At 58.4% G+C, this 21,037-nt stretch carries 20 protein-coding genes and 6 tRNA genes; 7 read left to right on the top strand and 19 right to left on the bottom strand.

Annotation, left to right across the window (positions count from 1 at the left end):
• Positions 1-136 precede the first annotated feature (136 nt).
• Positions 137-1,447, bottom strand: coding sequence for an O-acetylhomoserine aminocarboxypropyltransferase/cysteine synthase family protein (locus tag AB5Z20_RS06445; RefSeq protein WP_117716543.1), 1,311 nt, complete (start codon positions 1,445-1,447; stop codon positions 137-139).
• Between the two features lie 273 nt (positions 1,448-1,720).
• On the opposite strand from AB5Z20_RS06445, the gene AB5Z20_RS06440 reads away from it, so the two are divergent.
• The 5 genes from AB5Z20_RS06440 (at position 1,721) to AB5Z20_RS06420 (ending at position 5,243) form a co-directional block, all read left to right on the top strand.
• A complete protein-coding gene (locus AB5Z20_RS06440) occupies positions 1,721-2,623 on the top strand; it encodes a LysR family transcriptional regulator (RefSeq protein WP_138112074.1) in 903 nt (300 codons plus the stop codon).
• Between the two features lie 48 nt (positions 2,624-2,671).
• On the top strand, positions 2,672-3,208 hold the full coding sequence (rnhA, locus tag AB5Z20_RS06435) for a ribonuclease HI (protein WP_117776457.1): 537 nt from the start codon (positions 2,672-2,674) through the stop codon (positions 3,206-3,208).
• Between the two features lie 73 nt (positions 3,209-3,281).
• Entirely contained in the window at positions 3,282-4,388 is a 1,107-nt protein-coding gene (locus AB5Z20_RS06430) for a Gfo/Idh/MocA family protein (RefSeq protein ID WP_368156707.1), read from the top strand.
• Between the two features lie 2 nt (positions 4,389-4,390).
• Entirely contained in the window at positions 4,391-4,801 is a 411-nt protein-coding gene (locus AB5Z20_RS06425; RefSeq protein ID WP_138112068.1) for an acylphosphatase, read from the top strand.
• A gap of 61 nt (positions 4,802-4,862) precedes the next feature.
• Positions 4,863-5,243, top strand: a complete 381-nt coding sequence (locus AB5Z20_RS06420) for a Fur family transcriptional regulator (protein ID WP_175406010.1) — start codon at positions 4,863-4,865, stop codon at positions 5,241-5,243.
• 77 nt (positions 5,244-5,320) lie between these two features.
• On the opposite strand, the gene AB5Z20_RS06415 is transcribed toward AB5Z20_RS06420, so the two are convergent.
• The 3 genes from AB5Z20_RS06415 to AB5Z20_RS06405 form a co-directional block, all read right to left on the bottom strand.
• Positions 5,321-6,118, bottom strand: a complete 798-nt coding sequence (locus AB5Z20_RS06415; protein WP_138112065.1) for an HAD-IIB family hydrolase — start codon at positions 6,116-6,118, stop codon at positions 5,321-5,323.
• Between the two features lie 84 nt (positions 6,119-6,202).
• Entirely contained in the window at positions 6,203-6,781 is a 579-nt protein-coding gene (locus AB5Z20_RS06410; protein WP_138112062.1) for an urease accessory protein UreE, read from the bottom strand.
• A gap of 3 nt (positions 6,782-6,784) precedes the next feature.
• Entirely contained in the window at positions 6,785-7,213 is a 429-nt protein-coding gene (locus AB5Z20_RS06405) for an FKBP-type peptidyl-prolyl cis-trans isomerase (protein WP_055286916.1), read from the bottom strand.
• A 120-nt stretch (positions 7,214-7,333) separates the two neighbouring features.
• On the opposite strand from AB5Z20_RS06405, the gene AB5Z20_RS06400 reads away from it, so the two are divergent.
• Positions 7,334-8,347: a dipeptidase gene (locus AB5Z20_RS06400; RefSeq protein ID WP_138112059.1), complete on the top strand. Its 1,014-nt coding sequence runs from the start codon at positions 7,334-7,336 to the stop codon at positions 8,345-8,347.
• Positions 8,348-8,421: 74 nt separating this feature from the next.
• Positions 8,422-9,198: a M48 family metallopeptidase gene (locus AB5Z20_RS06395; RefSeq protein ID WP_195568298.1), complete on the top strand. Its 777-nt coding sequence runs from the start codon at positions 8,422-8,424 to the stop codon at positions 9,196-9,198.
• Positions 9,199-9,204: 6 nt separating this feature from the next.
• On the opposite strand, the gene folB is transcribed toward AB5Z20_RS06395, so the two are convergent.
• The 15 genes from folB to AB5Z20_RS06320 form a co-directional block, all read right to left on the bottom strand.
• The gene (folB, locus tag AB5Z20_RS06390) at positions 9,205-9,690 is read right to left on the bottom strand and encodes a dihydroneopterin aldolase (protein WP_138112053.1); all 486 of its coding nucleotides are present in this window, start codon (positions 9,688-9,690) and stop codon (positions 9,205-9,207) included.
• Positions 9,691-9,733: 43 nt separating this feature from the next.
• Positions 9,734-10,315, bottom strand: coding sequence for an HD domain-containing protein (locus AB5Z20_RS06385; protein WP_175406008.1), 582 nt, complete (start codon positions 10,313-10,315; stop codon positions 9,734-9,736).
• Position 10,316: 1 nt separating this feature from the next.
• Complete coding sequence (gene folE, locus AB5Z20_RS06380) at positions 10,317-10,874, bottom strand: GTP cyclohydrolase I FolE (RefSeq protein ID WP_117766073.1); 558 nt, start codon at positions 10,872-10,874, stop codon at positions 10,317-10,319.
• Positions 10,875-10,941: 67 nt separating this feature from the next.
• Positions 10,942-11,523 (bottom strand): anaerobic ribonucleoside-triphosphate reductase activating protein, encoded by a 582-nt coding sequence (gene nrdG, locus AB5Z20_RS06375; protein WP_138112050.1) that lies wholly within the window; start codon positions 11,521-11,523, stop codon positions 10,942-10,944.
• A gap of 426 nt (positions 11,524-11,949) precedes the next feature.
• Positions 11,950-14,172: an anaerobic ribonucleoside-triphosphate reductase gene (nrdD, locus tag AB5Z20_RS06370; protein ID WP_195568296.1), complete on the bottom strand. Its 2,223-nt coding sequence runs from the start codon at positions 14,170-14,172 to the stop codon at positions 11,950-11,952.
• Between the two features lie 612 nt (positions 14,173-14,784).
• Positions 14,785-14,859: transfer RNA gene (locus AB5Z20_RS06365), tRNA-Val, on the bottom strand.
• 3 nt (positions 14,860-14,862) lie between these two features.
• Positions 14,863-14,938 (bottom strand) — tRNA-Gly (locus tag AB5Z20_RS06360).
• A gap of 141 nt (positions 14,939-15,079) precedes the next feature.
• Positions 15,080-16,813 carry a glycoside hydrolase family 13 protein gene (locus AB5Z20_RS06355; protein ID WP_368156706.1) on the bottom strand — a complete coding sequence of 578 codons (1,734 nt, stop codon included), beginning with the start codon at positions 16,811-16,813 and terminating at the stop codon, positions 15,080-15,082.
• A gap of 180 nt (positions 16,814-16,993) precedes the next feature.
• Positions 16,994-17,069, bottom strand: a tRNA-Gly gene (locus tag AB5Z20_RS06350).
• A gap of 42 nt (positions 17,070-17,111) precedes the next feature.
• A tRNA-Cys gene (locus AB5Z20_RS06345) sits at positions 17,112-17,185 on the bottom strand.
• A 34-nt stretch (positions 17,186-17,219) separates the two neighbouring features.
• Positions 17,220-17,295, bottom strand: a tRNA-Gly gene (locus AB5Z20_RS06340).
• A gap of 105 nt (positions 17,296-17,400) precedes the next feature.
• A complete protein-coding gene (locus tag AB5Z20_RS06335) occupies positions 17,401-18,147 on the bottom strand; it encodes an anti-sigma factor antagonist (protein ID WP_055286928.1) in 747 nt (248 codons plus the stop codon).
• 78 nt (positions 18,148-18,225) lie between these two features.
• Entirely contained in the window at positions 18,226-20,571 is a 2,346-nt protein-coding gene (locus tag AB5Z20_RS06330; RefSeq protein WP_320677800.1) for a SpoIIE family protein phosphatase, read from the bottom strand.
• 59 nt (positions 20,572-20,630) lie between these two features.
• Positions 20,631-20,720: transfer RNA gene (locus AB5Z20_RS06325), tRNA-Leu, on the bottom strand.
• Between the two features lie 96 nt (positions 20,721-20,816).
• Positions 20,817-21,037 (bottom strand): hypothetical protein (locus AB5Z20_RS06320; protein ID WP_368156705.1); only part of this gene is annotated, 221 nt, incomplete at its 5' end.

Raw genomic sequence — 21,037 nt, 5'->3', positions numbered from 1 at the left:
TGTCAAAAACCCTGTTTTTTGCGCCCTTTCTATGCAAAAAAGGCGCCTGTGCAACTATTGTTCGCACAGGCGCCTTGAGCAGGCATTTTATGCAGTTATACCTATCGAGTCGCAAGGGGTCCTTGCACAAGTCGCTTTACTCGTCCAGCGCGGCGAAGGCCTGCTTCAGGTCCCAAATGATATCCTCGGCGTTCTCGGTACCGATGGAAAGACGGATCGTTGAGGGCGTGATGTTCTGCTCGGCGAGCTCCTCGGCAGACAGCTGGGAGTGCGTGGTGGTAGCCGGGTGCACGACGAGCGACTTGACGTCGGCCACGTTGGCGAGCAGCGAGAACACCTGCAGATGATCAATGAACTTCCAAGCTGCCTCCTGGCCACCCTTAATCTCAAAGGTAAAGATCGAGGCACCGCCACGGGGGAAGTACTTCTGATAGAGCTCGTGATCGGGGTGCTCAGGCAGGCTCGGGTGATTCACCTTGGCAACATGGCTGTCACCAGCCAGGAACTCAACGACCTTCTTGGTGTTCTCGACATGACGGTCAACGCGCAGCGACAGAGTCTCGGTGCCCTGGAGCAGAACCCAGGCGTTGAACGGGCTGATGCAGGCGCCCTCGTCACGCAGCAGGATGGCGCGGACATAGGTTGCGAAGGCGGCGGGACCGGCAGCCTCGGCAAACGAGACGCCATGGTAGGAGGGGTTGGGCTCGGCGATCTGCGCATACTTGCCGCTCGCCTTCCAATCGAAGTTACCGCCGTCGACGATCACACCGCCCAGCGAGGTGCCGTGGCCGCCGATGAACTTGGTTGCGGAGTGGACGACGATGTTGGCACCATGCTCCAGCGGACGGAACAGATACGGGGTGCCGAAGGTGTTGTCGACGACAACCGGTAAACCGTGCTTCTTGGCGATCTCGGAGATGGCGTCGATATTGGGGATGTCGGAGTTGGGGTTGCCGAGCGTCTCGAGATAGATGACCGTGGTGTTGTCCTTGATGGCCCCCTCGACCTCTTCCAGGTTATGGGCATCGACGAAGGTGGTCTCGACGCCAAACTGGGAGAGCGTATGCTCCAGCAAGTTGTAGGAGCCACCGTAGATAGTCTTCTGGGCAACCACATGGTCACCGGCCTGGGCAAGGGCCTGCAGGGTATAGGTGATGGCAGCAGCACCGGAGGCGACGGCTAGACCTGCCACGCCACCCTCGAGCGCGGCGATACGATCCTCGAAGACGCCCTGGGTGGAGTTGGTCAGACGGCCGTAGATGTTTCCGGCGTCGGCAAGACCAAAGCGGTCGGCGGCGTGCTGGGAGTTGCGGAACACATAGCTCGTGGTCTGGTAGATAGGCACGGCACGGGAGTCGGATGCAGGATCGGCACTCTCCTGGCCAACGTGCAGCTGCAGGGTATCGAAACCAAAGGTGTGCTCGGGGTTGTTGATGAACTGGCTCATGATGATCTCCTTGATCGAACAAAAGTAAATAAAAAGAGAGAAGTAAGTCGCTGTCTCCTGATCACGCCGACGGGCGCAAACAGGAGCCCGGCATTCGTCTTGGTAAGCAATTCATATGCAGGCCTCCTTTCGCATCCCGGTTCCGTGGTTGGCTTAATTACCTACCGCCTTTGTGTGTTTTGAATAGTACGAGCATTGTTTCCGTCGGTCAATCACTTAAAAGCGCTAACTTGTTATCTGTTTTATAGATAACTATCGAAAGGACGGGCGCCGATGACCCTCCAGCAGCTTCGCTTTTTGATCGCCGTGGCAGAGTCCGGTTCGATCAACGCCGCAGCCCAGCGCCTCTATACCGCACAGTCCAATATCTCCAACGCCGTCAAAAGCCTGGAACAGGAACTTCATATCGAAATCTTTACGCGCTCTAGCCGCGGTGTTGCACTCACCAACGACGGCACCGAGCTTTTGGGTTATGCACGCCAGGTCGTAGAGCAGGCCGACATGCTTGAAGCCCGCTACGAGGACGGCGGTACCCCGCAAGCCCGCCTCGCCATTTCCGCCCAGCACTACGCCTTTTCGGTCGAGGCCTTTGTCAACGTAGTCGAGCGCTGCCGCGACAGCAAGTTCGAGTTCATCATGCGCGAGACCACCACATCGCAGATCATCGATGACGTCCGCGCGTTTCGCAGCGACATCGGCATCCTCTATCTGGACGACTTTAACGTCCGCGTTCTGCAGAAGGCTTTTGCCGATGCGCGCGCGAGCTTCCATCCCCTATTCGACGCGACGGTCCACGTCTTCGTTAGCGAGCGCCACCCGCTTGCCCGCCGCCCGCAGCTGTCCCTTGCCGACCTCACACCATATACGCGCTACAGCTTTGAGCAAGGTACCTCGAACTCCTTCTATTACGCCGAGGAACCTTTTAGCTATATCCCTTGCGACCGCAACATACGAATCTCGGACCGCGGAACACTTACCAACTTACTTATCACGTCGAACGGCTACACCCTGTCGACCGGTGCCCTCTCCAATGAAATGCAATGGGGTATGGCATCGATCCCGTTAGCAGACGCCCCAACGATGCACGTAGGCTATATCATGCACGACGAGCGCAAGCCCTCTCCCCTCTTGCAGCAATACCTCGACGAGCTCAACCGCATCATCCATGCCAACTAACTGTCGGAAGACGGGGTAGAAATCGTAGATTGCTAGCCCCCGGCGGGCATGGCGCTACAATGGTCACTCACACGAAACGTACCCAACGAAAGGAAGCCCGTGAAGGTCATCATCTATACCGACGGCTCGGCCCGATCAAATCCGGGACGCGGCGGCTACGGCGCCGTACTCAAATACACCAACCCCGCCGGCAAGACCTTCACCTCCGAGCTTTCACGCGGCTACGCCAAGACCACCAACAACCGCATGGAACTCATGGCGGTCATCGTGGCGCTCGAGGCGCTCAACCGCCCCTGCGAGGTCGAGGTCCATTCCGATTCGCAGTACGTCGTCAACGCTTTCAATAAACACTGGATCGACGGCTGGAAAAAGCGCGGGTGGAAAACTGCCAACAAGCAGCCCGTTAAGAACCGTGACCTGTGGGAGCGCCTGCTTGCCGCAAAGAGCAAGCATAAGGTGGAGTTCATCTGGGTTAAGGGCCACGCCGGCCACGAGCTCAACGAGCGCTGCGATGAGCTCGCCACCACGGCGGCCGACGGCAGCAACCTCGATATCGACACCGGCTTTAACGAGAGCGACCTGTAATAGCGTTTTCGCGCAGCTTTATATCCCCACGCGCTACACTCATCCTGTAGACCAAACAACGCAAGGGGGACGTATGCTGCGCATCGCGACCATCGGCACATCCATGATCACCGACGACTTTATCCAAGTCGTCAACGCCAACGACCAAGCCGCGTTTGTGGGCACGCTCTCGCGCGATGCCGAGCGCGGCGCCGCCTTTACCGCCGAACACGGCGGCGAGCGTAACTTCACCGCACTTGACGAGCTTGCGTCCGCCGTCGACGTCGACGCCGTCTATATCGGCAGCCCTAACGCACTTCACCACGAGCAGGCCCTTGCCTGCATCGCCGGTGGCAAGCATGTCATCGTCGAGAAACCCTTCTGCGCCACCGAAGCGCAGGCGCTGGAAGTCTTCCGCGCTGCCGAGGTAGCAGGTGTCGTGGCCCTCGAGGCCATGCGCCCGCTCCATGACCCCGCTTTCCACGCCGTCGAGGACGCCCTGGGCGAGATTGCGCCCATTCGTCGCGCCTCACTGCGCTTTGGCAAGTATTCTTCGCGCTACAACGAGGTTCTCGCGGGGCGCGCCACCAATATCTTCGACTGCCACATGGCCTCGGGCTCCCTCATGGACATTGGCGTCTACACCGTCGAGCCCATGGTCGAGATTTTCGGCATGCCCTCCGGCCTTACGAGCATGACTACTCTGCTCGACCCCACCACGCGACAGCTCACGCACGGCCCCATCGACGGCTGCGGTTCCATCCTCGCCAGCTACGGCGGTGGCCGCATCTCCGTCGAGCTCGCGCACTCCAAAATTACGAATGACCTGCTGCCCTCGCAGATCGAAGGCGAGCGTGGCACTATCCAGATCGACCATCTGTCCACGCCCCGCAACGTCCGCATCGACTATCGCGGCGATGTCGTACGCGGCTCAGCGACCGAGGCACCGCGCGAACAGGGCGACAACGGCCGCGTGCTCGACCTGCCCAAATCGAGCAACACTATGGAATACGAACTCACAGACTTTATCACCGCCATCGATGGCATCGATAACGTTAAGGAAGAGATTTGGGAGACCCCGGCGGGACGCCACGAGCTTGGCCACTACCGCGATGTCACGCTCGTCTCACTACGCATCATGGATGCCGTGCGTCAGCAGGCCGGCATAACCTTCCCGGCCGACGCAGGCAAGCAGGCATAGCGATGGGCCTCTTCGATACGTTCTTCTCCAGCGTCACCGGCGGCAGTCGAGAGCCTCAAAAACCGTCAAACGTCGAGCTCGAGCTGCGCCGCAGGCTTACCGTGCTTGCAAGCGACGAGGCCACTCAAGACACTCCCCTGCGTTATTTCCTGCGCTGGGCGGGGCAAGTCCAAGGCGTTGGTTTTCGCTTTACCAACACCAACCTCGCACAGGCACGCGCACTCACCGGCTGGGTGCGTAACATGGAAGACGGCTCAGTCGAGATGGAGATACAGGGAGCTCCGGCAGACATCCTATCTCATCTCGAGGCGCTTCATGCCTCCTACGAGCGCATGGGAACGCGTTTTCGCCTTGTAGATGCCCAGGTCCGAGCCCCACTTGCCAATGAAGACGGTTTCAGTCCTCATTATTAGTATTGTGTGCTAAATACGGTATCATTTACCTACGACCGTTGATAGAAAAGAGGCGAGGCGCATGGCGGTGCAAAGAAGGAATACCAAGCAGCGAAAGCTGGTTCTTGACGCCGTGCGCCAAAGCTATAACCATCCCACCGCCGACGAAATCTACAACGTCGTGCGCGCGCAGGATGACAAAATCAGCCGCGGTACGGTCTACCGCAACCTCAATCTCTTGGCTGACGCCGGCGAGATCCTCTCCATCAAGACGCCGGGCGGCAGCCGCTTCGATCGCACGACCGAGCCGCACGCACATATCATCTGCACCTCATGCAGCCGCGTCATCGACGTACCGCTCCCCTTCGATGCCCAGCTCGACGCCAAAGCGTCCGAGCAAATCGGCTGGCACGTCACGTCGCACTACACCATCTTCGAGGGTCTCTGCCCCGACTGCCGGTAGATGTTTGGAACATGCCTTAAAATCCACCTTTCCGCACTTTGCAGCAAAAAGTAGATTCCTAGACATGTCCCAAATGTCTACTCAGCAAGTAGACGACGCAGCTCTTCTTCGACCGTGCGCACGTAGCGGACGCGGTCGTTAATGCCACGCATAGAGGGATTGCAGCTCTCCATCAGATAGGGATGGCCCACGACGTTGAGCATGTCGCGATCGTTCTCATTGTCGCCAAACGCCATCATCTCATCGGGCGAAATACCCAGGGCACGACCGTAATCGGCAAGCGCGGAGCCCTTGCCCGAACCGAAACCGATAAAGTCCGTCCATTCGGTTCCCGACGTCATCACGTCAACACGGTCGCTAAAGAGGCGCTCGAAATACTCCAGGGCCGCCGGCTGATCCACCTCGGGCGTCTGGAAGGCAATCTTAATGACGTCCTCGTCGATGTCCTCGGGGCGGTCGACCACCGCCACATCGCAGTGGACCTCATAGCGCAAATGGTCGACGAACGCATCGTTGCCGCTCATGGTGTAGAGGTGTCCCTCACACGAAAGGGTCACGTCGGCATGGGGATACGCAACCACGGCATTCGCGATATCCATAGCAAGGCTACGCTCCATGGAGCGCTTGACAACGGCACGCCCCTCGCTCATCACCAGGGCTCCGTTCTCGCATACATAGGCGAGCTCATCGGCCACCGGGGTAAACAGATAGCGCAAGCTCGCATATTGACGACCGCTCGCCGGCATAAACACGATACCGCGACGATGCAGTTCATCGATGAGCTCAAAGGCCTCGGAACGCGGCTCGCGCTCCCCCGGATGCAGCAACGTGCCGTCCAAATCGCATGCAATCAGCTTGATTCCCTCAAGACCCATATGCTTTCCCCCCAAAGCACCTCATCAACAGTAAGACGGACTTTGAATAGCTGCCTCTCAAAGTCCGTCTTACTCATACGCACGTTAACCGCGCGCCTTTTTTACGATCGTAAAGTCGGGAGCCATACTCACAACGGCATCCGCCGCACTCGACGCAAAGCGCCGGTCCGCATCGAGTTCACGGGTAACCACCGAGAGCCAAACGCCCTCGACGCCCCGGAGCATGCGGCCCAAAACAGGCTGCACCGGCGTATACATGCGCACGGTATACTCGTCCGAATCGCCTCGGAAAAGCGGCGCGTGCATATTGCCGATCTCCCAGCACGCATGCGCGAGCGCAATCGGGTCCATGCGGTCGACTTCGACCAAATAAACCTCGGCACTGCGCAGGCGCACGACAACCGCCACGGGCACCATGCCCGAACGGTCGATGACAAGCACATCGCCGTCGACAAGACGACCGCCGTCGGCAGCATCCAGCCGAACATCGACCGTGCGCCCCAGCTCCGTCACACCCACAAACGCGCGCGTGTCAGCCTGGTCCCAATCGAGCAGTAGCTCGTCAACTTCAAAGACGCCGCCCAAATTCCGGCGGAGCAGGAGTTCATAGGACGGATCGTTGAGATTTCCCAAGCATGTCGTCGAAACCAAGCGCTCGGGCATACTCTAACCCTCGACCTCGACGAGCTCGATATCAAAGTTGAGGTCCTTGCCGGCCAGCTCGTGGTTGGCGTCGAGCGTCACGGCCTCGGGCGTAACGTCGATGACCACGGCGGGGACGGGCATACCGCTCGGCGTGGACAGGAAAAGCTTCATGCCCTTCTCGATCTGCTCGATGTTGGGAACCTGTTCGGCCGGGAAGGTAATAACCATCTCGGGATTGTGCTCGCCGTAGGCATCGGCAGCCGGGATGTGCACGGTCTTCTTCTCGCCCACCTGCATGTCGACAACAGCGGCGTCGAAGCCCTTGATCATCTGACCGGCGCCGCAGGTGAACTCCAGCGGCTCGCCGCGATCGTAGGAGCTATCGAACTGCGTGCCGTCGTCGAGCGTGCCGCGATAATGAGTCTTGACCTTCTTGCCCTGGTTGGACATGGAAACCTCCGTGATAAGGGCGGCGCACAACGTGGGCCGCCATGAACATATGGCGCTAACTATACCCTAGTCATACAATTCAAAGACAGTTTGCAAAGAAACGCTGCAACCGGAGGAACCATGGCATATCCCGTATTTGACCTACACTGCGACACCGCCGACCGCATCGGCTGGGCCACGCTCGATCTCGACCTGCGCTTTACCGCCGGCACCGACGGCTATTTCCCCGGCGACGAGACGCATCCGCAAGATTTCGACCTCATCGAGGGTAACGCCTGCGCCATCTCGCTCGCAAAGATCGGCAACACGCCGTGGGCACAGTGCTTCGCCACGTTTGTCCCCGACGAGATTCCCACCGCCCACGCCGCGCGCTTCCAGGCGCAGATCATGGCGCATATGAGCGGCCAGGCAATGCTCAACCACGACCGTATGGTCAACGTGCGCAGCGCCGCAGACATTCGCCCCGCGCTCAAGGACGGCAAGGTCGCTTGCATCCACACCATCGAAAACGCCACGTTCTTTGCCGAGGACCCCGCGCTGATCGAAGTGCTCAAGAGCTTGGGCGTGCTCATGTCGTCACTCAGCTGGAACGCGCAGGGACCGCTCGCGAGCGGCCACGACACCCACGCCGGCCTCACCGCCGCCGGCATCGAGGCGCTTACGCAGATGGAGCACGCCGGCATGGTGCTCGACGTCTCCCACCTCAACGATGAGTGCTTTGACGAGGTTGTCGCCCACGCCACGCGCCCCTTCGTCGCCAGCCACTCCAACTCCCGCGCGGTTTGCGACGTCAAGCGCAACCTCACCGACGACCAGTTCCGCACCATTCGCGACATGGGCGGTATCGTCGGCCTCAACTACTGCAGCGAGTTCCTTTCCAACGACGCAACCGACAAGACCGCCGCAGACGTCACCTTCGACCAGCTGGCGGCACATATCGAGCACTGGCTCGACCTGGGCGGCGAGGACGTCATCGCGCTCGGCGGCGACTGGGACGGCGCCGCGGTGCCCGCTTTCCTCTCCGACGCCAGCAAGATGCCCGAGTTCCAGAACATGCTCTCCAAGCACTTTGGCAAGACCGTGATGCAAAAGCTCTGCAGCGACAACGCGCTTGCCTTCTTTGAGCGTTATTAATTTCACATCCATGGCGCGGGCCGGCATGCCGAACGGTCGGCATGCCGGCCCGTCCCCAATCTGAAGGACCGCTTTTGACGCAGCAGTTTACGATTTCCGTATCCCGACCGGATGGGACGCCCATCCCCGTCGTCGTTACCAAAAAGCGCGTCAAGAACTTCAACCTACGCGTCTCATCGAGCGGTGAGGTCCACGCCAGCGCGCCGCTCGGCGCCAGCCGCGAGCGTATCGAAGCGTTTGTGAAGCGCAACAGCGCCTGGATTATCAGCCGACTTGCCCAGCGCGAGCAACGTCAGACGACGGCACAGGAGTCGCTCAGCCCCCACTCGATCATTGCACTTTGGGGCAAGCCCATCACGGTACAGGATGCACTCGACCACAACTTTGAGCCACCCGCACCGCGGCCCAAGCAGGCTACCTTCGCAAGTTTTATGGGTACCGACGAGCCAGACGAACGTCCGCAGGCCAAGTGGAACGCGACCCTCGACGGCTTAACGCCCAGTGAGATCCAAGCCCATATTGACCAGCTCTATACGTCCGAGGTCACATCGGCACTGCGCGATATTGTGCACGCATACGAAATCGCAATGGGTGTCGCCGTTTCCCGCGTTTCCGTACGCAGCATGAAAACGCGTTGGGGCTCCTGCACGCCCAAATCCGGCGCCGTTCGCATCGCACGAGAACTTGCCGCCTACCCCGTCGAATGCCTCGACATGGTTGTCGCCCACGAGCTCGTCCACTTGCTCGAGCCAAGCCACAATCAGCGGTTTCACGCGCTGCTCGACACGTACTGCCCCAACAACAGAGCTCTGTCGCAGCGGCTCAAAAAACCGCCCGCCAACGAGCTCTAGAGTCGGTTAGCGCACGCGCTCGATCTCGACACCGCAGCTTGCCAGGGGAAGACCGACGGGCGCCCAAGGCTTATCGAGCTTAACACGCACGCCAAGCAGCAGGGGGTAACGACGTAGCAGCATCGAGGCCACACCCTCGGCTGCAGCCTCGATGAGCTTAAACGTATGCTCGCGCAGATAGCCATCGACATCGTGGCACACCGAGCCATAGTCAATCGAGGCGTCCAGGTTATCGTGCTCCCCCGCTGCACGCAGGTCGGCATAGAGCACCAAGGACACGATGAACTTCTGGCCCAGCGCGTTCTCCTCGGGATACACGCCGTGGTTGGCAAAGACTTCGAGACCTTCAACGGTGATGCGGTCGGCATGGCGCAGATCGTCATAGCTCACGTGGGGTACCGCCGTTGCGGTGGATATTTCGCCCCTTCCACGGCGGGCGAGCTCGGCACCTTCAGTCTTGGTTGCATTCTCGGGCAGTTTCTTATTGCTCATCGCGATCGTCTCCTTCGTTTAGAACCCCGACCGCGCAAACTAACTACACGCGAATCGACAGGTTCTTTTTATCATCGCTCCAGTTGCAAGCATTGCGCGCGGGGCATGCAAAGCAGGCGCGCGACGCTTTATCGGCCGCATAGAGCAGACGCTCAAGCGGTTGGCTGTTCACGCGCAGCTTTCGATGGCCCAGAATGGCCGTCTTAATGGCTGCGGCATCGGCCGGCTCAAACGCCACATCATCGGGCATGCCGCCGAGAATCGCATCAGCGACGCGTTCGCTTGCAACATCATGGGATATACCCGATTCATACTGTTCATCTTTGCCGATATCGTGAAGAAGTGCCGTGGCGTAGATGACCTCGCGGTCAAATTCGAGCTGTTCCTCGAGATTCTTGATCCACATAATGCGAGCGACATCGAGCAGATGGTCAATACCGTGGCGGCAGAAGATGCGCCCCGATTCCAACTGCGCAATGTTGCCCAGGTGCCGCCGAAACAGCCCGTTGGCACAAATGTAATCAATGCGAGGCATGGCATCAAAGGGGGCCAGGCCCGAAGCCATGAAGCCGCGACGCGGCGTCCCCTCATCGGTCTTCGATGTAAAGTCGTTGACGACCCTCATGCTAACGGCCCAGCATCCTAAAGAACCGCTCCTCGAGCGCGGGATCGGTCTCAAAGACGCCGCGGCGAGCGAGCGTCACGGTCTTGGTGCCAGGCTTTTGCACGCCGCGCATGGTCATGCACATATGCTCAGCCTCCATGAGCACAATCGCTCCCTGGGGAGCGAGATACTCCATGAGGGCATCGGCAACCTGTGCGCACAGCTGCTCCTGCAGCTGCAGACGACGGGCGTAGACCTCAACCGTGCGGGCAAGCTTAGAGAGCCCTGCGACACGGCCGTTGGGGATATAACCAATGGCGGCCTTGCCATAAAACGGCAGCAGATGATGTTCGCACAGCGAGTAGAACGTGATGTCGCGCTCGATAACCAAGTCGTTCGAAGCGACGGCAAAAGTTTTGGACAGATGCTCCTCGGCACTCTGGTCCATACCGCCGGCAATCTCGCCATACATACGGGCGACGCGTGCCGGAGTCTCCAGCAGGCCCTCACGAGTTGGGTCCTCGCCTATACCTTCAAGCAGCAGCTTAATGGCAGTCTCGACTTTTTCCTGATCGACCATCTGGGCCTCACTTTTTTCGATTTCGCGTTCGCGCTATGGTACCACGCCCTCCGGCATCGGCCGCAAGCTACATAGTATGGGTCGAATAGACCGGATCGTCCCGCCAAAGCTCCACAGCATCGCAAAGCGAAACGCCCTCACGTGCAGCACGAGCGCGCGTGGCGTTCATGTCGATCACGCGCTGATTACTCGAGCCCCTAAAGCGCAACGAGATATCGTACAGGTCCTGAACAAACGGACCGTCCACCAGCATGTCGAGGCAGGCAAGGATACGGTCCGTCACCTCGGTATGGTGACGACCGCCCGGCATAAGCTCCTCGAGTACGTCGCCAGTAAAGCACCAAATGGTCTTTCCCGACCCCGCAGGATAGGCCGCACGCACGCGTTCAATAAAGTCAACAAGCCCCGCCTGATTCTCGGGCTCCATGGGCTCGCCGCCCAAAATCGTCAAGCCATCGATAAAGGGATGATCGAGACTCTCGATAATTTTGTCCTCGACGGCGCGATCGAACGGCTCGCCCGCAGCAAAGTCCCACGCGACAGAGTTAAAGCAGTTCTTGCACCCACGACGGCACCCACTCACAAACAGAGAAGTACGAACGCCTTCCCCATCAGCAATGTCGAAATACTTAATGTTCGCGTAGTTCATAGGTAACTCTCCCGGGAGGCCGGGACATATCATCCCGTCCTCAAACATTCTCGGCCTTCGGCCTGCGAAACTGTGGGCGGGACGATATGTCCCGGCCTCATGCAAAGGGTAACTCAATGAACGAAGCGAACATCGAGCATAGGGTTCGAGGTCCAATAAAAACTATGTTGCAGCTCAACCGTCATCACAAGCAAAGCGTTGTTGCAAGTCAACTCATTTCCGCTAAGAACTTCGAGGAGTGAGCAGACCGCATGCTGCATCTCAGCTACATCACCTTGGCTGCCCCGTAGCGAGGCCCCGGACCTTTACTCGATATGAGTTCCGCACGAACAGGAGGCGCCAGTGGCGCCTCCGTCGTGAGCCAGGACTGTCCGAAATAGCGAGTAAAGATCCGGGGCCTCGCTACGGGGCAGCCTGGGATAGTTATTAGAGATGCAGCACGCGGTCGCGGATCTCCTCGGTTCGACCCTGGTTCCAGAACTGGGTACCGATGTAACCACACGTACGGCGGGCGACGTTCATCTTCTCCTGATCGCGGTTGCCGCAGTTGGGGCACTCCCACACCAGCTTGCCGTCATCCTCGACAATCTTGATCTCGCCGTCGTAGCCGCACACCTGACAGTAGTCACTCTTGGTGTTGAGCTCGGCGTACATGATGTTGTCGTAGATGTACTGCATCACGCGAATGACAGCCTTGAGGTTGTCCTGCATGTTGGGAACCTCGACGTAGGAGATAGCGCCGCCCGGCGAAAGCTGCTGGAACATACCCTCGAACTTAAGCTTGTCGAAGGCATCGATCTCCTCGGACACGTGGACGTGATAGCTGTTAGTGATGTAGCCCTTGTCCGTCACGCCCGGGATAATGCCAAAACGACGCTGCAGGCACTTGGCGAACTTGTAGGTCGTCGACTCCAACGGCGTGCCGTACAGCGAGAAATCGATGTCGCTCGCAGCCTTCCACTCCGCGCACTTGTCGTTCATGTGCTGCATGACGGCCATGGCAAACGGCGTGCCCTCCTTCTCGGTGTGGCTGTGACCCGTCATGTACTTGACGCACTCATACAGACCGGCGTAACCCAGGCTGATGGTGGAATAGCCGCCCACGAGCAGTTTGTCGATCGTCTCACCCTTCTTAAGGCGCGCCAGGGCGCCGTACTGCCAAAGGATCGGCGCGGCATCCGAAAGCGTGCCCATCAGGCGCTCATGGCGGCACAGCAGGGCCCGGTGGCACAGCTCAAGGCGCTCATCGAAGATCTTCCAGAACTTGTCCATATCCTGGTGCGAGCTCAACGCGACATCGGGCAGGTTAATGGTTACAACACCCTGGTTAAAGCGACCATAGTACTTAGGCTTGGTCGGGTCATAGTTCAGCGCGTTGGCAACATTGTTAAAGCCGTTGCCCGAGCGATCGGGCGTCAGGAAACTGCGGCAACCCATGCAGGTGTAGCAATCGCCGTTGCCGGCGCTCTCGCCCTTCGACAGCTTGAGCTCGCGCATCTTCTTCTCGGAGATGTAGTCGGGCACCATGCGCTTGGCGGTGCACTTGGCAGCCAGCTGGGTCAGGTAGAAGTACGGGGAATTCTCGTGAACGTTATCGTCCTCGAGTACATAGATAAGCTTGGGGAATGCCGGGGTAATCCACACGCCGGCCTCGTTCTTAACGCCCTCGTAGCGCTGGCGAAGCGTCTCCTCCACAATCATGGCAAGGTCGTGCTTCTCCTGAGGCGTACGGGCCTCGTTAAGATACATAAAGACCGTCACGAACGGCGCCTGGCCATTCGTGGTCATAAGGGTCACGACCTGATACTGAATCGTCTGGACGCCGCGACGGATCTCATCGCGCAGGCGATCCTCAACGACCTCGCGAACCTTCTCGGCAGATGCCGAGACACCGAGCTCCTCAAGCTCGCGAGCGACCTCGCCGCGAATCTTCTGACGGCTCACCTCAACAAAGGGGGCAAGATGGGTCAGCGAGATGGACTGGCCGCCGTACTGGGAAGAAGCAACCTGGGCGATGATCTGCGTCGCGATGTTGCAAGCGGTCGAGAAGCTGTGCGGCTTCTCGATCAGCGTGCCCGAGATAACAGTGCCGTTCTGGAGCATGTCCTCCAGGTTCACCAGATCGCAGTTGTGCATGTGCTGGGCAAAGTAATCCGAATCGTGGAAGTGGATCAGGCCCTCATTATGGGCATCCACGATCTCCTGGGGCAGCAGCACGCGCTGAGTCAGGTCCTTGGAGATCTCGCCGGCCATGTAGTCGCGCTGAACGGAGTTGACGGTCGGGTTCTTGTTGGAGTTCTCCTGCTTGACCTCTTCGTTATTGCACTCAATCAACGACAGGATCTTGTCATCGGTCGTGTTCTTCTGGCGCTTCAGGCTCTGAACATAACGATAGATGATGTAGTGGCGGGCAACCTCGTAGCAGTCGAGACGCATGATCTCGTCCTCGACCAAATCCTGGATCTCCTCGACCGAAACGGTGTGTCCGGCATTCTCACATGCCTCGGCAACGTTTTGTGCCGCATAAACCACCTGACGGTCGGTTAGACGAGAGCTCTCCTCGACCTCCAAGTTTGCGGCGCGGATGGCATTGACGATCTTATCGATGTCAAAGACAACCTCGGTGCCGCTGCGCTTGATGATCTTCATCCTCTTGCCTCTTTCGCCTCGTAGTCTCATTGCGCTTCAGAGCCAAACGATGCCCGGCAGAGCTTGCCCCTGTCTTGCGGCGCCGTCGCGCAATCTGTGTTCTCGATAAACCATAGGCCCTCATGCGGACAATCCTCGCGGCCGATCAAGCGGCTCAAAGGCGTGTCCAAATGGGGCGAATAAGGTCTTCGTTCTCTGTCCGCCATCTATCATACGACAAAGAGGCATCTATATCCTGTATTCTTTTTTTAGGTCAAACACAACATATAGTGTTTCAGCAGGTCAAAGCAATTAGTCATTTTGCAGACGCATTAAAAATGAGGGGCATTTGACAAGTCGGTAAAACGTTACCAACACGGCTACCTGCATGGCAGTTATAAAACCCCCTTAGTCAAGCCGCTGACAAATCCTACCAAAACCAAGCCGCTCACGCCAAAAGAATCCAAAAGATTATGCTTGACCAACATGTTGCGGTCACGGTCGGCCAGAACGTATGCAATCTGCCGGCACCTCTACGGGGACCTTGGATCAATATTTGGTGGCATACTTGACGGCGTGCTTGGTAGCAAAACAAAACAGCCCAGAGGACATAGCCTCTGAGCTGCGAACATTTGGTGGGCGTTAGAAGATTTGAACTTCTGACCTCTTCCGTGTCAGGGAAGCGCTCTCCCCCTGAGCTAAACGCCCAAATGGAGCGGACAACGGGGCTCGAACCCGCGACCCCAACCTTGGCAAGGTTGTGCTCTACCAACTGAGCCATGTCCGCTTACGAGGATTAATCTTACGTGATGCCCGCATCCTATGCAAGAACTTTTTTTAAAAAGTTTTGCAACGCCCTCGCGAACCTCGCGAAGACATCAGCCACCACGGAAGGCGCGGGCAAACGCAATCTCGCCGCAAGAGACCCCTACATCTCACCGAGCATGATCCAGGCAGAGCTGTCCTGCGCGAGCCTGCCGTCTGCAAGCGGTGATGAGGTGAGCAGGACCCTGCCCGCCGGCAGCTCCACGGGTGCTGCACCGAAGTTCGTCACACACGCCCAGCCGTTATCGCGGCGATAGGCGATGACGCCGCCCTCAGCGCCCTCGGCACCATCCGCAAGACCGGTGCGCCCGTCAAGATCGAGCCACGCAAGATCGTTGGCGCACCCGCGCAGCTTGCGCCGCAGCCAGAGGGCGTCACGATAGAGCGCAAGCATCGATGTCGGGTCCACTTCTTCCCTATCGGCAGCATAATCGGAAAACCATGCAGGCTGCGGCAGATGGGGCGCCGCATCGGCGTCTGCCGGCGAAAACCCAAACGATCCGCCATGCGCGGGATCGTCCGCCGCCACCCACGGCAGGGGCACACGACAGCCGTCGCGCCCCTTCTCACGCTTCGGTCCGTGCGTATTGGTCGCAGTAGGGTCTTCGAGTGCAGCCCACGGGATATCAGCCACCTCAAAAAGGCCGAGCTCCTCACCCTGATACACGTATGCCGAGCCCGGAAGCGCCAGTTCAAGCAAAAGGGCCGCCCGCGCGCGGCGCTCGCCGAGTTCACGGTCCTCGTCATAAGACGACCCGTCGCGTAAGAGCCAGTCGAGCGCAATCTGATGGTAGCGCGTCGCCTTGATTTGCGGCAGGGCATAGCGTGTCGCCACGCGCTGCACGTCGTGGTTGGAGAGTACCCAGGTCGAGGCGGAATCGGATTCGACGGCTGCCTTCAAGCCCTTCTCGATTGCAGTGTGCATGTCATCATAGGTCCAAGTGGCCTTGGCAAACTCAAAGTTGAATGTCTGGCCAAGCTCGCTGGGACGCGCGTAGAGATACTGGCGCTCGGGCAGCACCCACGCCTCGGCAACGGCACTGCGCGGCGGATTATAGCGGTCGAACACGCGGCGCCACTCGCGATAGATCTCGTGGACCTCATTGCGGTCCCACAGCGGATGGGTGCCGTCGTCAACCATGTCATCGCCCTCGGCGAGATGCCACCGGTCGAGGTCATCGCGGTCGAGATCCTTGGCGAGACCCTGCGCCACATCAATGCGAAAGCCGTCGACGCCTCGATCGCTCCAAAACGCCAGGACGTCGCAAAAGAGCGCGTGAACCTCAGGGCATGACCAGTCAAAGTCCGGCTGCTCGGGCGTAAACATGTGCAGATACCACTGACCGTCCGCAACACGCGTCCATGCGGGGCCGCCAAAGTTGGCATTCCAATTGGTGGGAGGCAGCTCGCCATGCTCGCCGCGACCATCGCGGAAGATATAACGGGCGCGTTCGGGCGATCCGGGGCCGGCGGCAAGAGCGGCTTTGAACCAGGGGTGCTGGTTGGATGAATGGTTGGGCACGATGTCGACGATGACCTTGATGCCGCGCGCGTGAGCCGCAGCGATCATGTCATCGAAGTCGTCAAGCGAGCCGAGACGTGGGTCGACATCGCAGTAGTCCGCCACATCATAGCCGCCATCGACAAGAGGCGAAGGGTAAAACGGGCTCAGCCAGATGGCCTCGATACCCAGCCGCTCAAGATAGTCCATCTGCTGGGTAATGCCCGCGATATCGCCCAGACCCGAACCAGTCGAATCCTTAAACGAGCGCGGGTAGATCTGATAGATCGCGGCATCGGACATCCATGAGCGCGAAGAAGACTTTTCTGTAGCCATGGGGCGTATCTCCCTTGCAACGAGGTTATGCGAGATGCCCACGATGATACGCCCAAAGCGGACATTCGCGGCAAACAACGCCACAGCCACGACCCAAAACGCTCGCCCCCTCTCGGGTTCGAGCCTAGGAGATAGGTACAAAAAAAAGCCCGGCTACCGTAGTAGTCGGGCTGTTGCGTTTGGAGCGGACAACGGGGCTCGAACCCGCGACCCCAACCTTGGCAAGGTTGTGCTCTACCAACTGAGCCATGTCCGCATATGTAAAACAAAACGGGCGCCGGAGCGCCCGGATGTTGCCTGGAGGCGAAGCCCGGATTCGAACCGGGGGTAAAGGCTTTGCAGGCCTCTGCCTTACCACTTGGCCACTTCGCCGAAAAAGGACCGCCTAAACGGTCCGGAAATGCAATGGAGCGGACAACGGGGCTCGAACCCGCGACCCCAACCTTGGCAAGGTTGTGCTCTACCAACTGAGCCATGTCCGCTTGCGGGTTATTAATTTACGCGAGTTGTCCAAAAGACGCAAGTACTTTTTTCAAAAAACTTGTCTGCCGCATGTTCTTAGTAGCTAAACGCGCTAAAGCGATTGGCTAGGCACACGATTCCAGCGCTCCGCTAAACAGCTTCACCATCTGCACGCGCGTGCCGGCGCCGTCCGTACGACGAGCAACCTCCACGTTATCGACGAGCATACGCATAAGCTTGATGCCACGGCCGCGTTCCTCGGATGCGACCGGTTCGCTCGTTTCATCGATAGAATAGCCGGCACCTCGATCAAGCACCTCAACCACAACGCGATCGCCATAGGCCTGAACCGTCAGGACGCACCCGATACCGCCCGCATGGTCATAGGCATTACCCAGCGCCTCCCCCGACGCCAATGCGACATCGTAGCGCTCGTCACGGCGCAACGGAAGCGATTCAAGGAGTTCGGCGATGCGATGTCGGTAGTATGGAAGATTCTCGATACCCTGACGGACCTCGACGCTCTTACTCCAGCGAGGCAGCTCCCCCACCGGAATGGCGGGAATAGACTCCCGTGCCGGCCCCGCGACATGAAGGATATCGACAAGACGAGCAATCTCCAAAAAGCGAACAACTTCACCTGATGCATTGACGAGCGAAAGCAGGCCTTCTCGCCTCATGAGCTCACGAGCGCGCGTAAGCAGGAATGCCAAGCCCGTCGAATCGATAAAGCTAACAGCCTGACAGTTGATGACAACACGACGCACGCCGCGGCCAATCAAAGCATCCAACCGCCGACGCAGCGCAGGCACCGTGGCGATGTCGATATCGCCTGGTGGCGTCAAAACCGCTATGTCATTCCACTCATTCATACGACCATGGTTCCCCAAAAAAGCCCACTCGATGCATTCGTTTCCCCAACCATGCGGATTCAGCCCGCTCAGCGTCGTCTATGAACGACCCCGTAAAAACTCAAGGGACACCAATGCAATGTCATCGTCCAGCGCCGATTCGGTAAATCGGTCAAGCTCGCCCAAGACCTTGCCGCAAATGCCCGACACGCCCTCCCCCGAAACAGAAAGCAGAAGATCGCGCAAGCGCTGCTCGCCAAAGAACGCTCCGGTGCGGTCGCGGGCCTCAATCGTTCCATCCGTATACATGAAGAGCATGTCGCCAGGAGCGAACGTAAACACGCCTGTCTCGTACACCATGCTCTCAAAGGCACCGATTACACCCGATTGACATCCAAGCAGCTCGACCTCTCCCCCACGTGCCTCGCCGCCACCCAGCGGCATCGACTCTGGCCTAATGACCATGGTCGGAGGATGGCCCGCCGAACAATACGTTGCGCGTCCGGCCTTAAGGTCAATCTTGGCGATAAAGGCCGTCACGAACGTCTCGACCCTCGAAAAGCCCATGAGCATGCTGTTAAGGGAGCGTGCCATGCGGGCCGGTCCAGCGCCCTCCCAAGCATATGCCGTCAGGGCCGTCTTGACGAGCGCGGACATCGATGCGGCCTCAATGCCTTTGCCAGACACATCACCCAGAATCATGACGGCGCAGTCGTCGGGAAGACGGATGAGCGTATAGAAATCGCCGCCGACCAACGCCGAGTTCGTGGCCGACAGGTACACCGAATCGGTTGCGATACCCGGAACATCCCCCAGGGAATTTCTCATGCCAATCTGAAGGGTCTGAGCGATATGGCGCTCCTCGCGCTTTTGAGATTCCCCTTCGTAGATCAGTTCAAAGTCATGCGCCAAGTGCACCAAGTAGTCATATTCAAGGTCATCAATCGGCTCTTGGCTACCATCACGAAGCAGCAGCGCGCGCGTCGTCGGGCTCTTCGCAACAGAAGCAGGAACAATCGCGTCGTTACTGTGCTTGCCATCACCCTCAGAGCGCGGGCGCCCCGCCTCGATGCCGGAGTCGACGTAGAGACCCTGACAAGGCAGACCATGCGCCCTAAGCCAGCCTCCCATAGGCATCGATTCGTCAACGCGAGTTATACGGACGTGTTTAAGGTCCTCGGCACTCGCACCTCCCAAAACAGATGCCTCAAAGCCATCAGGGCCAGCCCCCAGACGTGCCGCTGGCGCCGTCGTGGAAAAGAAAAGCTTCTCGGGATCGTCCGGCAAGGCAACGCGACTGCCGCCTTCAAAATCTATGACGTAGGAATCCAGACTGGCGTCATACTCAACAGGGCAAAAATGGCAGTTAAGCATATTGCAGATCTCGGACGATACCGCCTGGGTAGCCGCGGCGGAATCGTCTAGAAAGGTAAACAACTCATCACGCAAGACATTGAGCGAGCGGCCAAGCTCGGCCGTGCGACGGGAGCGAAGGCTCGATGCCATGCCGACCAGCTGGATAGATAGGTAATCGCAAATGACCTCAAGCACATTAACGTCATAGGCGAGCGGTGCCTGAGGGCGTTTCCAACCAACTTCCAGCACGCCAAGGATCTGCGTACCGTAAAAAACGGGAAGACAGATCTCGCTGCGGTACGGAGGCATATCCTGCATGCGCAACAGGTGCTTAGAACGATTGTCCAAGTCCATGAACATACCGGAGGCGGCCTTATCACCCTCAAGGTCCTGTTGAATCGATAAGCGACAGGCACGCGACTCACGAAGAACATACGTCGGAATGCCAGCGCCATACGGCAAAAACTCAGGCAGGTAGCTGTCGTACAGCTCCTTGGAAACACCGCGAAGTTTAAAACCGCCGCTCTCAGAAAAATAGATAGCGGCACCCGAAGCATCGAGCGTTCCTACAAGCTGGTTCAAAACGGTATCAAGTAGGCTGGGCAGCTCATCGGAGCCCACGGTACTCATAATGACCGAGAGCGTGCCAGAGAGGCGCTTGTTCGTCACTCTAAGCTCCGAAAGCGCACGCTTGAGCTGACGGTCGTGCGAAAACTGTTCTTCGATGCTATGGAGCGCCACCAGGACACGTGGCGCGCGGCGCCCAAAGATGCGTGGAGGCGTTACGGAGCCTGCACGAACCAAGACGGGGATAAAGGAGCCGTCACTCAGCTTGAGCATCAGTTCGTTCTCAGAGCCATCAGTTTCAAATGGCAGACGATGTTCCGTCGCACGTTCAAAAGCGGACGAGTACAGGACGTCTTTAACATCTCCACCGATGACGTCGGCGCGTTCCTCGCACATCAAACCAAGTAAGCGATTATTCACATGCAGAATGGTTCCGTCGAGCTCGCAGATGATGACAGCATCGCTCGTGATCTCGACTAGCTGGGCAACGTCTGCCCACTCGTTGCGTTCAAGCGTTTCCATCGTGGACCCCACCGTCTATCGGTAACAAAAAAGCCTCCGAAGAGGCTTCTCAAATGCGATGGTGTCGGAGGCGGGACTTGAACCCGCATGACCAAAAAGCGGTCACTAGCACCTCAAGCTAGCGCGTCTGCCAATTCCGCCACTCCGACATGCTATGTTGTTGATTCACGGTTCGTTTTGTTGGACCCGCGCGTTCAACGAGGAAGATAATAACCTATGATTCGAGAACTGTGCAAGCACTTTTTTCAAAAAAGTTTACGAATTTGTAAATGCGCTGGTAGATCTATATGTTCGGCCCCGAATCGGTGTTGCCTCCCGGCGCATTCCGCAGGGGGAGCGATATTTTGCAGCACGAAGTGCGCAACAAAATATCGCTCATGCCCGAGGACGCGCCGGGAGGCAACACCGATTCGGGGCCGAACATATAGATCTACCAGCGCATTTACAAATTCGTAAACTTTTTTGA

Source organism: Collinsella aerofaciens, from assembly GCF_040910245.1.
Classification (GTDB): Bacteria; Actinomycetota; Coriobacteriia; order Coriobacteriales; family Coriobacteriaceae; genus Collinsella.
This window is presented reverse-complemented; position numbering and strand designations above follow the sequence as displayed.

What these genes read in the sequence shown, in the direction of transcription:
- AB5Z20_RS06445 (WP_117716543.1), bottom strand. Translation starts at nt 1,447, where the DNA reads ATGAGCCAGTTCATCAACAACCCCGAGCACACCTTTGGTTTCGATACC.
- AB5Z20_RS06440 (WP_138112074.1), top strand. Translation starts at nt 1,721, where the DNA reads ATGACCCTCCAGCAGCTTCGCTTTTTGATCGCCGTGGCAGAGTCCGGT.
- rnhA (WP_117776457.1), top strand. Translation starts at nt 2,672, where the DNA reads ATGGCGCTACAATGGTCACTCACACGAAACGTACCCAACGAAAGGAAG.
- AB5Z20_RS06430 (WP_368156707.1), top strand. Translation starts at nt 3,282, where the DNA reads ATGCTGCGCATCGCGACCATCGGCACATCCATGATCACCGACGACTTT.
- AB5Z20_RS06425 (WP_138112068.1), top strand. Translation starts at nt 4,391, where the DNA reads ATGGGCCTCTTCGATACGTTCTTCTCCAGCGTCACCGGCGGCAGTCGA.
- AB5Z20_RS06420 (WP_175406010.1), top strand. Translation starts at nt 4,863, where the DNA reads ATGGCGGTGCAAAGAAGGAATACCAAGCAGCGAAAGCTGGTTCTTGAC.
- AB5Z20_RS06415 (WP_138112065.1), bottom strand. Translation starts at nt 6,118, where the DNA reads ATGGGTCTTGAGGGAATCAAGCTGATTGCATGCGATTTGGACGGCACG.
- AB5Z20_RS06410 (WP_138112062.1), bottom strand. Translation starts at nt 6,781, where the DNA reads ATGCCCGAGCGCTTGGTTTCGACGACATGCTTGGGAAATCTCAACGAT.
- AB5Z20_RS06405 (WP_055286916.1), bottom strand. Translation starts at nt 7,213, where the DNA reads ATGTCCAACCAGGGCAAGAAGGTCAAGACTCATTATCGCGGCACGCTC.
- AB5Z20_RS06400 (WP_138112059.1), top strand. Translation starts at nt 7,334, where the DNA reads ATGGCATATCCCGTATTTGACCTACACTGCGACACCGCCGACCGCATC.
- folB (WP_138112053.1), bottom strand. Translation starts at nt 9,690, where the DNA reads ATGAGCAATAAGAAACTGCCCGAGAATGCAACCAAGACTGAAGGTGCC.
- AB5Z20_RS06385 (WP_175406008.1), bottom strand. Translation starts at nt 10,315, where the DNA reads ATGAGGGTCGTCAACGACTTTACATCGAAGACCGATGAGGGGACGCCG.
- folE (WP_117766073.1), bottom strand. Translation starts at nt 10,874, where the DNA reads ATGGTCGATCAGGAAAAAGTCGAGACTGCCATTAAGCTGCTGCTTGAA.
- nrdG (WP_138112050.1), bottom strand. Translation starts at nt 11,523, where the DNA reads ATGAACTACGCGAACATTAAGTATTTCGACATTGCTGATGGGGAAGGC.
- nrdD (WP_195568296.1), bottom strand. Translation starts at nt 14,172, where the DNA reads ATGAAGATCATCAAGCGCAGCGGCACCGAGGTTGTCTTTGACATCGAT.
- AB5Z20_RS06355 (WP_368156706.1), bottom strand. Translation starts at nt 16,813, where the DNA reads ATGGCTACAGAAAAGTCTTCTTCGCGCTCATGGATGTCCGATGCCGCG.
- AB5Z20_RS06335 (WP_055286928.1), bottom strand. Translation starts at nt 18,147, where the DNA reads ATGAATGAGTGGAATGACATAGCGGTTTTGACGCCACCAGGCGATATC.
- AB5Z20_RS06330 (WP_320677800.1), bottom strand. Translation starts at nt 20,571, where the DNA reads ATGGAAACGCTTGAACGCAACGAGTGGGCAGACGTTGCCCAGCTAGTC.